The following is a 14,445-nucleotide window of genomic DNA, read 5'->3' as shown; positions in this document are numbered from 1 at the left end:
AACTTGGTCTGCCGACAGGGCAGCAACCAGGCGAAGTAGTTGGCGAAGTAGTTGGCAGAGTAATTGGGCAACTGGGCAAGCGGAGGAGATCAGGTGGCCGACAGCACATCCCCACCTGGCACAGCCGATACCAGCGATCCGGGGCCGCAGCGGGTGGTCCTGGATGCGGAGGACATCTCCCGGGCGCTGACCCGGATGGCCCACCAGATCCTGGAGACCAATCGCGGCGCCCAGGGGCTGGTGCTGGCCGGCATCCCGCGCCGCGGCGTACCGCTGGCCGAGCGGCTGGCCACCGCGATCGAGGCCGCCGAGGGCGTACGGATCCCGGTGGGTGCCCTGGACATCACGATGTATCGCGACGACCTGCGCAGCCACCCGACCCGGCCGGTCGGACATACCCGCATGCCGGCCGGTGTCGACGACGCCGTGGTGGTGCTGGTCGACGATGTGCTGATGTCGGGTCGTTCGGTCCGGGCTGCGCTGGATGCGCTCGGTGACCTGGGCCGCCCGCGAGCCGTCCGGCTGGCCGTCCTGGTGGACCGCGGCCACCGGCAACTGCCGATCCGCGCGGATCACGTCGGCAAGAACCTGCCCACCTCGGCCGACGAGCGGGTGCTCGTCCGGCTGGAAGAAACCGACGGCAGCACGGAGGTCGTGATCACCAAGCCAGCACCGGAGTCTGGATCATCCCCTCAGGAGGCGAGCCTGTGATGCGGCATCTGCTGTCCTCCGCCGATCTCGAGCCGGACGACGTCACTGCGATCCTGGACCTGGCCGAGGAGATGGCTGACGTCCAGCACCGTTCGATCAAGAAGCTGCCGGCCCTGCGGGGGCGTACGGTCGTCAACCTGTTCTTCGAGGACTCGACCCGGACCCGTTCGTCATTCGAGATCGCCGGGAAGTGGCTGTCGGCCGACGTGATCAACATCTCCGCCAAGGGATCCTCGGTGTCCAAGGGCGAATCGTTGCGAGACACCGTGCTGACGGTGGCCGCGATGGGCGTCGACGCCTTGGTGATCCGGCACATGACCTCGGGTGCGCCGCAGCAGGTGACAGGCTGGATCGACGCACATGTGGTCAACGCCGGCGACGGGACCCATGAGCACCCGACCCAGGCGTTGTTGGACGCCTTCACGCTGCGCCGGCACTTCGGCGGCGATACCGGCTCCTTCGCCAACCGGCGGATCGCGATCGTCGGCGACATCACCCATTCGCGGGTTGCGCGCAGCAATGTGCTGCTGCTCAAGAAGCTCGGTGCGCTGCCGGTGCTGGTCGCGCCACCCACCTTGATGCCGTCCGGTGTGGACAGCTGGGACTGCGAGGTCAGCGCCGACCTCGATGCAGTGCTCGGCGGTGTCGATGCGGTGATGATGCTGCGGGTCCAGCGTGAGCGGATGTCCGGCGGCTACTTCCCCACCCCGCGGGAGTACACGATCGGCTATGGCCTGACCCGGGACCGGCTGACCGCACTCAAGCCAGGTACCGCGATCTGCCATCCAGGTCCGATGAACCGCGGATTGGAGATCTCCGCGGACGCGGCCGACGCGGCCAACTCACTCGTCCTCGACCAGGTCACCGCCGGTGTCGCCGTCCGGATGAGCGTGCTCTACCAGCTGCTCGGCGGCGAGGACGAGTCGTGACCCGGGTTCGGTGCCCGCGCCGTCCACAGCCGCACCAGCTACAGAGATCCGCACCCTCTGCAGCTGGTGCGGGTCTCGGTAGGCGGTGCGGCTGTGCAGGCGGCGTTGAGGATGGGGACTGACCATGACTGAGCTTCTGATCACCGGCGTACGACTGGTCCCGGGACCCGGCGACGCCGCGGGCGCCCTGGCGTCCGGGACCCAGGACATCCTGATCGCCGACGGCCGGTACGCCGATCCGTCACAAGCATCTGCCGACGCCACTCGGATCGACGCCGACGGGCTGCTGGCGCTGCCCGGCCTGATCGATCTGCACACCCACCTACGGGAGCCCGGCCGCGAGGACGCCGAGACCGTCGAGTCCGGCACCTTGGCCGCCGCACGTGGCGGTTTCGCCGCGGTGATGGCGATGGCCAACACCGATCCCGTCACCGACACGGCCGAGGCAGCCGAGCACATCCGCGCTTTGGGCCGGAAGCACGGCTCCGCGCAGGTGTATCCGATCGGTGCCGTCAGCAAGGGCCTGGCGGGCCAGGAACTGGCCGAGCTGGGACTGATGGCGCGCTCGGGCGTGACGATGTTCAGCGACGACGGCCACTGCGTCAGCGACTCCCGGCTGATGCGCCGGGCGCTGGAATACGTCCGCGCGTTCGGCGGCGTGATCGCCCAGCATGCCCAGGACCCGCGGCTTGCCGGCAGCGACGCCTGCTGTCACGAGGGTGAGGTCTCCGGCCGGCTCGGTCTGCCGGGCTGGCCGTCGGCCGCGGAGGCGACGGTGATCGCCCGCGACGCGGAGCTGACCAAGCTGACCCGGTCCCGGCTGCACGTCTGCCACGTCTCGACCGCCGAGTCGGTCGACGTGCTGCGATGGGCGAAGAAGAGGGCCATCGACATCACCGCCGAGGTCACGCCCCATCACCTGCTGCTGACCACCGCACTGCTCGAGGGCTACGACCCGACCTTCAAGGTCAATCCACCGCTGCGCCCGGACGAGGACGTCGCCGCCGTGCGCGAGGCGCTTGCCGACGGGACCATCGATGTCGTCGCCACCGATCACGCCCCGCATGCCCGACACGACAAGGAACACGCCTTCGGTGACGCGGCGCCCGGGATGGTCGGGCTGGAGACGGCCCTGGGCGTGGTGATCGAGACCATGATCAACACCGGGGCGCTGGACTGGGACGGGCTGGTGGACCGGACGTCCTTCGGTCCGGGACGGATCGCGCGACTGCAGGACGGCCTGGGTCTGCCGCCGGTGCTCGGCGCGGCGGCCAATCTGACGGTGATCGACCCGCAGCGCCGGACCGTCGTCGACCGGGATTCCTCGGCATCGCTGTCCCGCAACAATCCCTGGCACGGGCTGGAGCTGCCGGATCCTGTGATGGCCACGGTCGCCGGCGGTGAGGTCACCTACAGCCGGCTGTGAGGCCTGCGAACCCGCACGAGCTGCGGCAGGAGGCGTACGAACCTCCGGCCGAACGCGGTCGGGGCCTCAACCACTGCGAAGGATCGGCTGAAACCTCGCCAAACCTCCCGCCGAGCAGCGCACCGGCGGTTTCGATCGCCGTCTCCGGCAGCCCTAGATTGGACCCATGCTGCACAAGCTGGACGAGTTGTGGAACGGGAACTTCATCGGAGCCCTGATCAGTCACGGGATCCGGATCGTGATCATCCTGGCGGTGGCCGGAATCCTCCGTGCAATCGCCGACCGGGTGATCAACCGGACCGTACGGACGATGGTGGCCCAACGTGGCCGCGGCCGGAAGACCTCCAAGATCGCAGCCAAGGCCGCGGTCTTCAGCGAGGAACGTCGGGAGCAACGGATCGGCGCACTCGGCTCGCTGGGCCGCAGTGCCGTGCTGATCATCCTGGTGGTCATCGTCGGCCTGATGATCTTGACCGAGCTGGGCTTCAATATCGCCGCTCTGCTGGCTGGCACCTCGATCATCGGCATCGCGGTCGCGTTCGGTGTGCAGACCATTCTGCGCGACATCATCTCCGGCATCTTCCTGCTCTTCGACGACCAGTTCGGCATGGGCGACTACGTCCGGATCGGCGATGTCGACGGCGTGGTGGAGGAAGTAGGGCTCCGGCTGACCCGGCTCCGCGACGCGGAAGGCACCATCTGGTACCTGCGCAACGGCGATCTGGCCAAGATCGGCAACTACAGCCAGGGTTCCGGCAGCGGCAGACCGCCGGGCCTGGACGAACCCGACGCCCCCGAACCCGACACAGCGGAGGCCGGCAGGGTGACTTCCCCACCGGCCTCCGACAAGTCGTGAGCGTCCAGGACGCGACTACTCGCCCAGGGATGCCTCAAGGGTGATGGTGGTGCCGGCCAGCGCCTGGCTGACCGGGCAGTTCTTCTTGGCGTCCTCGGCCGCGGCGGCGAAGTCCTCGGCCGACAGACCGGGGACCACACCGACGACCGTGAGCTTGATACCCGTGATGCCCTGGCCCGGCTGGAAGGTGACCTCGGCGGTGGTGTTCAGGCTGGTCGGCGGGTTACCTGCCCCGGCGAGGCCGTTGGACAACGCCATCGAGTAGCAGGTCGAGTGGGCGGCTGCGATCAGCTCCTCGGGGCTGGTCTTGCCGTTCGCCTCCTGGGATCGGGCGGCCCAGGTGACCGGGTAGGTGCCGATCCCGGACGAGGCGAGTTCGACCTGCCCGGAGCCCTCGAACAGGGAGCCTTCCCAGTGGGCATGGGCGGTACGTACGGTTGCCATGACGTTCACCTCTCAAGTGGAGTCTGCGAATTCCTGCCTACAGGACGATCATGCCTGATCACGACCTCTTGTGATCGGGTGGGCCTTGTCACCCGGACGTGCCCCACGCGTGACCGGGCGATCAGCAGCCATTGCGGCGACAACCTCGGTCGGGTGGCGACCCTGAACAAGAAGTACGACCCCACGGAGTGCTGAGAGCCCTACTCACTGCCCGGCTGACCAGCCTGGCGCCGGGTCCGGCGGTAGAACTCGATCGCCAACCCGGTCAGCCAGGCGAAGCTGATCACCACGCCTGCCGTGAAGCCCAGGCTGCCGCCCGGGTCTTCGTCGCGGCCTACCGCGCCTGACCCGCCTGGAGTCCCCACCCACGATCTGCACCTACAATCGAGGCGATGTCCAGCAACCCGCCCGACGGCGATCAGACGCCACAGACCTTCTACGAGCTGTTCGGCGGCGCCGACACCTTCGACCGACTGGTGAAGCGGTTCTACGAGGGGGTGGCCGGCGACCCGCCGCTGCGGGCGCTGTATCCCGAGGAGGACCTCGGCCCGGCCGAGAACCGGCTGCGGATGTTCCTGGAGCAGTACTGGGGCGGTCCGACCACCTATGGCGAGCAACGCGGTCACCCGCGGCTGCGGATGCGCCACATGCCGTTCGCGGTGACTCCGGACATGCGGGACCGCTGGTTGCGTCATATGCGCGATGCGGTCGACGAACTGCAGTTGCCGTTGGAGCAGGACCGGATGCTGTGGGACTACCTGTCCCGGGCCGCGTACGCGATGGTCAACAGCTTCGACGAGTCCGGACCGGACCGCCCCGCGCCCGGTCTGACCATCGCGCCTCCCCAATCCTGACTGGCGGTCCCGGCTGGCAGTCTGCGCGGCTTCAGCGGTTGGGATAGACGACCGGTTTGAGCGTCTTCGGGTCACGTTTCGCGGCGGTGAGAGCATCCTCGACCTCGTCCAGGCCAAAACGTCCGGTCACCAGCGCGTCGAGGTCGATGGCACCACTGGCCGCAAGCGAAATCGCTGCCGGGTAGCAGTTGGCGTACCGGAAGACGCCGGTGACGCGCAGCTCGCGGGCCTGGATCAGACCGACCGGGAGCTCCAGCCTGGCTGCACCCATGCCGATCAGGACGATCCGTGCGGCCGGAGCGGCGGCGTCGAAGGCGCCGAGCACCGCCGGAGCCGCACCGCTGCACTCGAGGATGACGTCGAATTCACCCTGTTGGTCCCGCGGTGAGCCCTGGGTGACGTCGATGACGGCCTGCGCACCGCGCTCGTGGGCCACCTGCAACCGGTAGCTGTTGGTGTCGCTGACGGCGACCCATCCGCCGCGGGCCCGGGCGACGTCGGCGGCCAGTAGCCCGACCGGTCCGGCCCCGGTGACCAGCACCCGGTCCCCCGGCTCGACGGCGGCCTTCCGGTTGGCCCAGACGCCGACCGACAGCGGCTCGATCAGTGCACCTGCCTCGTCGCTCAGTGAGTCCGGGATCGGATGCGCGCGCCCGGCATTCAGCACCACGTACTGGGCGAAAGCGCCGTCAACCGGCGGGGTGGCGTAGAACTGGACGTCCGGGCACAGGTTGTAGCGGCCGGACAGGCACTGGATGCAGTGACCGCAGGTCTCCTGCGGTTCCAGCGCGACCCGCTGCCCCACTGCCCGGCCGGTCACTGCCGAGCCGACAGCCCGGATGACGCCGGACGCCTCGTGGCCGAGCACCAGCGGTTGCTCGACGATGAAATCCCCGATCCGGCCGTGCTCGTAATAGTGCACGTCGGACCCGCAGATCCCGACCGCCGCGACCTCGACCAGCACCTGCTCGGGCCCCGGTTGCGGCACCGGAGCGTTCTCCGTCCCGATCTCCTCGGGCTTGATCAACAGTGAACGCCGCTGCTCGGCCGGAAGCTGCACCTGGGTCATGATCACAACCTACGCGCCGAGCGCCGCCCGGACGTCGTCGGTGATCGGCTCCGACCGTCCGTCGGGACCGGTCCGCACCATCACGGTCCGGGCGGTCGCGTACGGTCTGGTTTCGGCAGACTGTGGATCGATGATGTCCGCGGCGAATTCGATCGAGGCGCTCCCGATCCGCACTACGGCCGTACGCACCTGGTACGGCGGCCGGCGGAAGTCGATCGGGCGCTTGTAGTCGAGGTCCTGCCGCACCACCACCCACGACTCCGCAGACGGAAGAAGCTCCAACCGCGCTTGGGAGAAGTAGTCGAAGAACTTCACGTTGTTGACGTGTCGGTAGGAATCCAGATCCGCCCAGCGCACCCGGCAGTCACTCCCCCGCGCATGACCGAGCTCGGCGGCGGTGACCCGTCCCAACGGTTCGATGCCGACCGGCGGCTCGACGGCGGCGGTGAGCTGGTCCCGCTCCGGCCCGGTCAGCCGTCGCAAGCCGGCCGAGGCCAGATCGTACGGCGTCAGGAACGTCCGTGCCCGGACCACCGGTGTGCCCGCATCGCTGAGCCGGTAGCTGATCGAGAACCGGGCCGCCCCGACCTGATCCACCCACACCTCGGCGTCGACCCCCGGCGAGTCGGAGCCGATCGGCGCCAGATACTCGACCTGGTGTCCGGTCACCAGGACGCCGCTGTCCAGCATCGCCGGCATCGGGCCGTCGGAGGACAGCAGGAACTCGGTCCGCGCCTCCTGCAGGTAGTCGATCACCACACCATGATCGACATGGCCGCCGAGGTTGAGATCGGTGTAGCGCTTGGGGACCCGGTAGCAGAACGGCACCGCCCCATCTTCACAAGACCGGGGCTAGATTCCCAGCCGACGGGCCTGGTCGGAGACGAACAACCGATCCGGATCGACCGCCTCCCGGATCCGGCGCCACTCGTCCAGCCGCGGATACATCCGCTGCAGCATTTCCGGGGTCATCCGGGAATCCTTGGCCAGATAGAGCCGGCCGCCGGCCTCCAGCACCATCGCATCAAGATCAGCCAGCAACCGCTCCAGGCCCGGACCGATCGGGAAGTCCATCGTGATCGTCCACCCGGGGCGCGGAAAGGACAGCGGCGCCGGATTGGCGGCGCCCATCCGCTTGAGCACGTTGAGGAAGGACACCTGCCCGGATCCGGCGATCCGCCTGATGATCATTTTGAGTTGATCATCACGCTCGAACGGCAGCAAGCACTGGTATTGCAGGAAGCCACGGGATCCGTACGCCCGGTTCCACTCCCCGATCATGTCGAGCGGGTGGTAGAAGGAGGTCAGGTTCTGGAGCTGGCCGCGCTTCTTCTTCGGTGTCTTGTAGTACCAGAGGTTGCTGATCATGCCGAAGGTGATCTTGTTGGCCAGACCGTTCGGAAACAGGTCCGGCAGCTTGATCAACTGCGGCGCCTCGAAGCGCAGCGGATCCCTGGCCAGCTTGGCAGGAAGTTGATCAACGGTCGCGATGGATCCGCGGGAGAAGGCTGCGCGTCCGGTTCTGTAGTCGTCGGACATCGAGTCGAACCAGGCCATCGAGTAGTCGTAGGACTGGTCCCGGCCGTCGCTGTAGAAGGCGATCGTCTCGTCAAGATCACCAGTACGGTCACTGTCGACGATGAAGTAGGCCGTCTCGACCTTGCGCAGCATCAGCGTGGCCCGTAGCACGATGCCGGTCAGCCCCATGCCGCCGACGGTCGCCCAGAAGAGATCGTGGTCCGGCCCATCCGGAGTGAGCGTACGAATCTCGCCGTCGGCGGTCAGCAGCTCGAGCGACAGGACGTGGTTGCCGAAACTGCCCGCGGTGTGGTGGTTCTTGCCGTGCACGTCGAAACCGATCGCGCCACCCACGGTGACCTGCCGGGTGCCGGGCATCACCGGCAGCCAGAGCCCGAGGCGTACGACGGTCCGCAGCAGCTGGTCCAGGGATACCCCGGCGTCGACGACCGCCAGCCCGTAATCGTCGCCTGCGGCCCGGTCGATGCTGTGGATCCGGTTCAGCGCGGTCATGTCGAGCACGATCCCGCCGGCATTCTGGGCCGGATCGCCGTAGCTGCGGCCGAGGCCGCGAGCGATCACACCCCTGCGGTCGGCGCGGGCCCGGTCGAGCGCCTTCCGGATCGCCGCCGGATCGGTCGCCGGCACAACCCGGGACGCGCTCGGCGCCGTCCGGGCCCACCCGGTCAGCGTCGTCATTCCGGCTTCCAGTTCGCGCACCTCGACAGCTTACGAGATGGGCCGGGTATCACCTGGCTGCTGCAGGCGTGGTGAGCTCATTCGGCTCATGGACGGATCAACGTCGAGTGGAGACCCTGCGTATCCGGTCAGGTGTAACCGTCCGATCCGGATTTGTGACCGAGGATGGTCTGGCCGAGGGCGACACGCCGGGCTGGATCGGTCGTCGGTGACAGAACCAGCGAACCAGAGCGGCGATGGAGTTGCCGGATGCCCAACTCCACCTCGAAGACCCGTGGTCGCGCTGAGGAACTGCTGCTCGATGTCCCAACGGTGCGGCCGACGCCGCCACGTTTGCCTCGATACGGGTCGGACGCCTGCGCAGCTCGCTCACGACGTTGGTGTCCAGCAGGTAGACGTTGCCCGGGTCAGCGATCGCCCCGAGCCATGGCGCAGTGCGGTGTCGTCGATCGCGGCACGGGTGCTTACGGGCCGTCCACGTCTGGTGCCTGACGCCACACCGGTCAGGACCGTTGTGCTTCCTCCAACGCTTCGCGAGCGTACTGCTGCTGGGTCGGAGTGCCGATCGCTTCGGCCAGTTGCCGCGTGAGCTCGAATTCGGCGATCGCACCATCACGATCACCGGCGTCGAAGAGGGTCCAGGCGTGGTTGTTGTGCAGCGAGATCAGCCAGCGCCGGGTCCGGTCGTCGGTCGACGCGTCAGCCAGGGCGACAGCGTCCATGGTCCATTCGGCATCGTGGTCAGGATCGGCGATCGCGAGCATGTGCAGGGCGTCGATCCGCAGGAACTCCAGGCCGTGCTGCTCGGCGAGCTCGGCAGCGGTACGGAAGTACGGCACCGCCTGCTCCCGATGGCCCGCCGAATTCTCGACCCGGCCGCGTTCGAGTGCGACCCGGGTCGCGACAGCCCCATCGTCGGAGCTGATCGCAGTGAGCACTGTGCGGGCGTCGTCGAAACGATCCTGCAGACCGAGCGAGCGGGCGACCTGGGTGAGGTATTCGTCGCGCTCCGCGCCGGTCACCGCGTCCGCAGCGGCACGGAGCCGCGCTTCGCTGGCCGTGGCGTCGCCGAACTCCCACAACTCGTCGAGCTGCTGCTGGGTGATCACCTGCCGACTATAGATCCCTCGGCCTGTCGACGGGTTCGTAGCGGGTCAGGCTGCTGGACGCGGCGACGATCCGGCGGAGATCCTCCAGGCTGCCGCTGACCATGCCGTGGCTACGCGCCTGGACCAGCAGGTTGCCCAGCGCGGTCGCCTCGATCGGCCCCGCGATCACCGGCAGACCTGTCGCGTCCGCGGTCAGCTGGCAGAGCAGCTCGTTCTGGGACCCGCCGCCGACGATGTGCAGCCTGTCAACCTCCTGACCTGACAGCTCCGTCGCCTCGTGCAGCGTCCTGGCGTACGCCGCCGCCAACGAGTCCAGCACGCAGCGGGTGATCGCGGCCGGGGATTCCGGCGCGGCCTGCCCGGACCGCCGGCAGGCGTCGCCGATCCTGCTCGGCATGTCACCGGGCGCGATGAACTCCTCAGCCCCGACGTCGATCGTCGGTCCGCCGGCAGGCAGTGCGGCGGCCTGTTCGAGCAACTCGCCAAGATCATGATCATGACCGGTCTTCGCCCAGTGCCGCAGGGATTCCTGCAGCAGCCACAGGCCGCCTTCGTTGCGCAGATAGCGGATCCGGCCGTCGACGCCGCCCTCATTGGTGAAGTTGGCGGCCCGGCTCGCCTCGGTCAGGATCGGGTCCGCGGTCTCGATTCCGACCAGCGACCACGTACCCGAGGACACGTAGCCGAAGCCCTTCTCGGTCGCCGGCACGGCCGCGACCGCCGATGCGGTGTCGTGGGACCCGACCGTGGTCACCACGACATCGGTGCCCAGTCCGGTCCGTTCGGCGACAGCCTCGGTGATCCTCCCCCGTACGCTCCCGGCCGGCTCGATCGGCGGCAACAGGTCGCGACCCAACCCGGCGATCTCCAGCAGCCGATCGGACCAGTCCCTGGTGGTGGCGTCCATCAGGGCGGTGGTGGACGCGTTCGTCACGTCGGTGGCAAGATCACCGGTCAGCCAGTAGGCCAGCAGATCCGGCAGCAGGACGATCTTCGCGACCCGCTCCCACACCGGACAGGTCTGCTCGGCTACCACTTGGTAGATCGTGTTGAACGGCAGGAACTGCAGCCCGGTGATCGTATAGAGCTCAGCCGGGTCGATCCGATCATGGACTGCCGCGACCGCATCGGTCGTCCGGGAGTCGCGATAACTGTGCGGCTCCTCGACCAGATGACCGTCGGAATCGAGCAGCCCGTAGTCGACGGCCCAGGTGTCGATGCCGATCCTGATCACATCCGGATACCGCCTGGTCAGCTCAGCCAGCCCGATGATCACCTGGTCGTAGAGACGGGTCAGATCCCAGCGCAGGCCGGCGGGGCTCTCGACCGGCCCGTTGTCGAAGCGGTGCACCACCTCGGTGGTGACCATGCCGTCGAGAATCTGCCCGGCGATCACCCGTCCACCGGAGGCGCCGATGTCGACGGCGGCGAACACCGGTCTCTTCGACGGGCTCGGGGATCCAGTCATCGCAGGAACGCGGCGGCGACCCCGGCGTCCACCGGGATGTGCAACCCGGTGGTGTGATCAAGTTCGGCCGAGGTCAGCACCGCAACGGCATTGGCACAGTGTTCGGGCAGCACCTCGCGCTTGAGCAGCGTCCGTTGCGCATAGAAGGCACCGAGATCTTCTTCGGCCACCCCGTACACCTTGGCGCGCTGGGCACCCCAACCGCCGGCGAAGATGCCGGAACCGCGAACCACCGCGTCGGGGTTGATGCCGTTGACCCGGATCCCGTGCTCGCCCAGCTCGGCGGCCAGCAGCCGTACCTGATGGGCCTGATCGGCCTTGACTGCGCTGTAGGCGACGTTGTTGGGCCCCGCGAAGATCGAATTCTTGCTGGACACGTAGACGATGTCGCCGCCCAGCTGCTGGGCGATCATGATCCTGGCCGCGGCCTGCGAGACCAGGAAGGAACCCTTGGCCATCACGTCGTGCTGCAGGTCCCAGTCCTTCTCGGTCGTGTCCAGCAGCGGCTTGGAGATCGACAGGCCGGCATTGTTGACGACCAGATCAACGCCGCCGAAGGCGAGCGCCGCCGCCTCGAAGGCCGCCGTGATCTGGGCCGGATCGGTGACATCGACGCCGACCCCGATCGCCGCATCGCTAGTGCCCAGACCGGCAGCAGTCTCGGCAGCCTTCGCTTGGTCAAGATCAGCGATCACCACGCAGGCACCTTCGGCGGCCAGCCGAGTGGCGATCGCCTTACCGATCCCGCTGGCCGCTCCGGTGACCAGCGCGATCCGGCCGGCATGGCTGCGGGGCTTGGGAAGCCGTTGCAGTTTGGCCTCCTCCAGTGCCCAGTATTCGATCCGGAACTTCTCGCTCTCGTCGATCGGGGCGTAGGAGGACACCGACTCGGCACCGCGCATCACGTTGATCGCGTTGAGGTAGAACTCCCCCGCGACCCGGGCAGTCTGCTTGTTGGCACCGTAGGAGAACATCCCGACGCCCGGGACCAACACGATCGCCGGATCGGCGCCGCGGATCGCCGGGGTGTCCTGGTCGGCGTACCGGGCGTAGTAGGCCTGGTAGTCGGCTCGGTACTGCTCGTGCAGCTCCTGCAGCCGCGCGATCGCATCCTCAACCGGAGCATCCGCGGGCAGGTCGAGGACCAACGGTTTGATCTTGGTCCGCAGGAAGTGGTCCGGGCAGGACGTGCCGAGTGCGGCCAGTCGGGGGTGCTCGGCGCGGGCCAGGAAGTCGAGCACCGCGTCGTCGTCGCTGAAGTGGCCGACCATCGGCTTGTCGGCCGAGGCCAGCGCCCGGATGTGCGGCGCCAGCGCGGCTGCCCTGCTCCGGCGTTCGGCCTCTGGCAGTGCCTCGTAGCCGGGCTGCACCGGGCCGAAGGGTTCGGCCTCGCCGTGTTCGGCGAGGTAGTCCTTGGCGATCCGGATGATCTCCAGCGAATTCGCCTCGCACTCGGCACTGGTCGCGCCCCAGGCGGTGATCCCGTGACCACCGAGGATGCAGCCGATCGACTGCGGGTTCTCGTTCTTGATCGCCGCGATGTCCAACCCCAGCTGGAATCCCGGACGGCGCCACGGCACCCAGACCACCCGGTCGCCGAAGATCGTACGCGTCAGTTCCTCGCCGTCGGCGGCCGTGGCGATCGCGATCCCGGAGTCGGGATGCAGGTGATCAACATGGGGTGCGTCGACCAGGCCGTGCATCGCCGTGTCGATCGACGGTGCCGCGCCGCCCTTGCCGTGCAGGCAGTAGTCGAAGGCGGCAACCATCTCGTCCTCGCGCTCGACGCCCGGGTAGACCTTCGGCAGGGCTCGCATCCGGTCCAGCCGCAGCACCGCGAGACCGGGTTCGGTGAGCGTGCCCAGATCGCCGCCGGATCCCTTCACCCACAGGAGTTCCACCGGTTCGCCGGTGACCGGGTCGGTCGTCGTGCCCTTGGCCGAGGTGTTACCGCCGGCGTAGTTGGTGTTCTCCTTGTCGGCGCCCAGCCGGTTGGATCGCGTCAGCAACTCCTGGACAGTCTCGTTCATGTCGTCAATCCTTCCGCACTCCGTCGACGCACTAACTCCTGCATCCCGCACCGTGTGCACCCGGTGCGGAGTGCAGGAGCTGGTGCGGGAGAGATCGATCCATGGCTAGGCGCCCCAGCCGGCCTGGGAGCCACCGATCCGCTCGGCGACGATCTGCTCGGCGTACCCGCTCTTGGTGTAGGCCGCCATCGGATCCGCGGGCAGACCGCGGCTGACCCGCCAGTCGGCAAGATCAGCACGGACGTCGGTGTAGAAGGCGTCCATCAGCACCTGGTTGGCGCCGAGCACATCGCCCGCGGTCTGGGCCTCGGCCAGTGCCTCGCGATCGACGAGCAGGGCCCGTGCGGTCATTTCCGAAACGGTGAGCACCGACCGGATCTGGCCGGGGATCTTGGGCTCGAGGTTGTGACACTGGTCCAGCATGAAGGCGACGTCGGAATCGGTGCCGTAGCCGCCGTTGCTGATCACCTCGTGCAGGATCCTGAAGAGCTGGAAGGGATCCGCGGCTCCCACGATCAGGTCGTCGTCGGCGTAGAAGCGGGAGTTGAAGTCGAAGGAGCCGAGCTTTCCAAGCCGCAACAACTGCGCCACGATGAATTCGATGTTGGTGCCGGGTGCGTGGTGACCGGTGTCCAGGCACACCTTCGCCCTGTCCCCCAGCGCCAGAGTCTGGGCGTAGGCAGTCCCCCAGTCCGGCACGTCGGTGTGGTAGAAGGACGGCTCGAAGAACTTGTACTCCAGGATCAGCCGTTGATCATCGCCGATCCGGTCATAGACCTTCTGCAGCGAGTCGGCCAGCCAGTCCTGGCGGCGCCGAAGATCACCCTGACCCGGGTAGTTGGTGCCGTCGGCCAGCCAGATCTTGAGATCGCGGGAGCCGGTGGCGTTCATGATCTCGATGCACTCGTACATGTGATCAAGTGCCTTGGACCGGACCGCACTGTCGTGGTGGGCCAGGCTGCCGAACTTGTAATCGTCGTCCTGGAAGGTGTTGGCGTTGATCGTCCCGAGCGCGACACCATGATCAGCGGCGTAGCCGGCGAGCTTGTCGTAGTCGTCGACCTTGTCCCACGGGATGTGCAGGGCGACGGTCGGTGCCAGCCCGGTGAACTCGTTGACCTTGGCCGCGTCGGCGATCTTCTCCTCCGGATCGCGCGGGACGCCGGGCTGGGTGAAGACTTTGAAGCGGGTGCCGGAATTGCCGAAAGCCCAGGAGGGCAGTTCGATCGCCTGCTGCTCCAACAGCGGGACAATCTGGTCGAAGCTCGGCATGGTTGCGCCTTCTCTCCTTCGAGCGGCTCTTGTTCGAGGGGCCGAATCAGATCTTGAATC

General features: G+C 67.7%; 14 protein-coding genes. 5 read left to right on the top strand and 9 right to left on the bottom strand.

Annotated elements, in window-relative coordinates; translation table 11 throughout:
- Positions 1-93 precede the first annotated feature (93 nt).
- The 4 genes from pyrR to IEY07_RS09500 all read left to right on the top strand — a co-directional run bounded on the left by pyrR (position 94) and on the right by IEY07_RS09500 (position 3,922).
- Positions 94-711, top strand: a complete 618-nt coding sequence (pyrR, locus tag IEY07_RS09515) for a bifunctional pyr operon transcriptional regulator/uracil phosphoribosyltransferase PyrR (RefSeq protein WP_188894972.1) — start codon at positions 94-96, stop codon at positions 709-711.
- Positions 711-1,640, top strand: a complete 930-nt coding sequence (locus tag IEY07_RS09510; protein ID WP_188895405.1) for an aspartate carbamoyltransferase catalytic subunit — start codon at positions 711-713, stop codon at positions 1,638-1,640. The genes pyrR and IEY07_RS09510 overlap by 1 nt, the downstream gene beginning before the upstream one ends.
- 124 nt (positions 1,641-1,764) lie before the next feature.
- On the top strand, positions 1,765-3,066 hold the full coding sequence (locus tag IEY07_RS09505) for a dihydroorotase (RefSeq protein ID WP_188894971.1): 1,302 nt from the start codon (positions 1,765-1,767) through the stop codon (positions 3,064-3,066).
- 166 nt (positions 3,067-3,232) lie between these two features.
- Positions 3,233-3,922, top strand: coding sequence for a mechanosensitive ion channel family protein (locus tag IEY07_RS09500; protein ID WP_188894970.1), 690 nt, complete (start codon positions 3,233-3,235; stop codon positions 3,920-3,922).
- A 15-nt stretch (positions 3,923-3,937) separates the two neighbouring features.
- Here IEY07_RS09500 and IEY07_RS09495 read toward each other — a convergent pair whose 3' ends face one another.
- Complete coding sequence (locus tag IEY07_RS09495) at positions 3,938-4,366, bottom strand: OsmC family peroxiredoxin (protein ID WP_188894969.1); 429 nt, start codon at positions 4,364-4,366, stop codon at positions 3,938-3,940.
- Positions 4,367-4,566: 200 nt separating this feature from the next.
- A complete protein-coding gene (locus tag IEY07_RS09490; RefSeq protein ID WP_188894968.1) occupies positions 4,567-4,731 on the bottom strand; it encodes a hypothetical protein in 165 nt (54 codons plus the stop codon).
- 27 nt (positions 4,732-4,758) lie between these two features.
- Between IEY07_RS09490 and IEY07_RS09485 the strand changes: the two genes are divergently transcribed.
- Positions 4,759-5,220: a globin gene (locus IEY07_RS09485; RefSeq protein ID WP_188894967.1), complete on the top strand. Its 462-nt coding sequence runs from the start codon at positions 4,759-4,761 to the stop codon at positions 5,218-5,220.
- A 31-nt stretch (positions 5,221-5,251) separates the two neighbouring features.
- Here IEY07_RS09485 and IEY07_RS09480 read toward each other — a convergent pair whose 3' ends face one another.
- The 7 genes from IEY07_RS09480 to rhaI form a co-directional block, all read right to left on the bottom strand.
- The gene (locus IEY07_RS09480) at positions 5,252-6,289 is read right to left on the bottom strand and encodes an NAD(P)-dependent alcohol dehydrogenase (RefSeq protein WP_188894966.1); all 1,038 of its coding nucleotides are present in this window, start codon (positions 6,287-6,289) and stop codon (positions 5,252-5,254) included.
- Between the two features lie 9 nt (positions 6,290-6,298).
- Positions 6,299-7,117: an acyl-CoA thioesterase gene (locus IEY07_RS09475; protein ID WP_188894965.1), complete on the bottom strand. Its 819-nt coding sequence runs from the start codon at positions 7,115-7,117 to the stop codon at positions 6,299-6,301.
- A 24-nt stretch (positions 7,118-7,141) separates the two neighbouring features.
- Positions 7,142-8,527, bottom strand: coding sequence for a decaprenylphosphoryl-beta-D-ribose oxidase (dprE1, locus tag IEY07_RS09470; protein ID WP_308422927.1), 1,386 nt, complete (start codon positions 8,525-8,527; stop codon positions 7,142-7,144).
- Positions 8,528-9,009: 482 nt separating this feature from the next.
- Entirely contained in the window at positions 9,010-9,615 is a 606-nt protein-coding gene (locus tag IEY07_RS09465) for a hypothetical protein (RefSeq protein WP_188894964.1), read from the bottom strand.
- Positions 9,616-9,622: 7 nt separating this feature from the next.
- Complete coding sequence (locus tag IEY07_RS09460; RefSeq protein ID WP_188894963.1) at positions 9,623-11,083, bottom strand: rhamnulokinase; 1,461 nt, start codon at positions 11,081-11,083, stop codon at positions 9,623-9,625.
- The gene (locus IEY07_RS09455) at positions 11,080-13,113 is read right to left on the bottom strand and encodes a bifunctional aldolase/short-chain dehydrogenase (RefSeq protein WP_188894962.1); all 2,034 of its coding nucleotides are present in this window, start codon (positions 13,111-13,113) and stop codon (positions 11,080-11,082) included. The genes IEY07_RS09460 and IEY07_RS09455 overlap by 4 nt, the downstream gene beginning before the upstream one ends.
- Positions 13,114-13,218: 105 nt before the next feature.
- Positions 13,219-14,385: an L-rhamnose isomerase gene (gene rhaI / locus IEY07_RS09450; protein ID WP_188894961.1), complete on the bottom strand. Its 1,167-nt coding sequence runs from the start codon at positions 14,383-14,385 to the stop codon at positions 13,219-13,221.
- Positions 14,386-14,445: the final 60 nt, after the last annotated feature.

This window comes from Microlunatus endophyticus (assembly GCF_014646195.1).
Classification (GTDB): Bacteria; Actinomycetota; Actinomycetes; order Propionibacteriales; family Propionibacteriaceae; genus Microlunatus; species Microlunatus endophyticus.
Note: the sequence above shows the minus strand (reverse complement) of the source record. Positions and strands in the feature narration are given on the sequence as shown.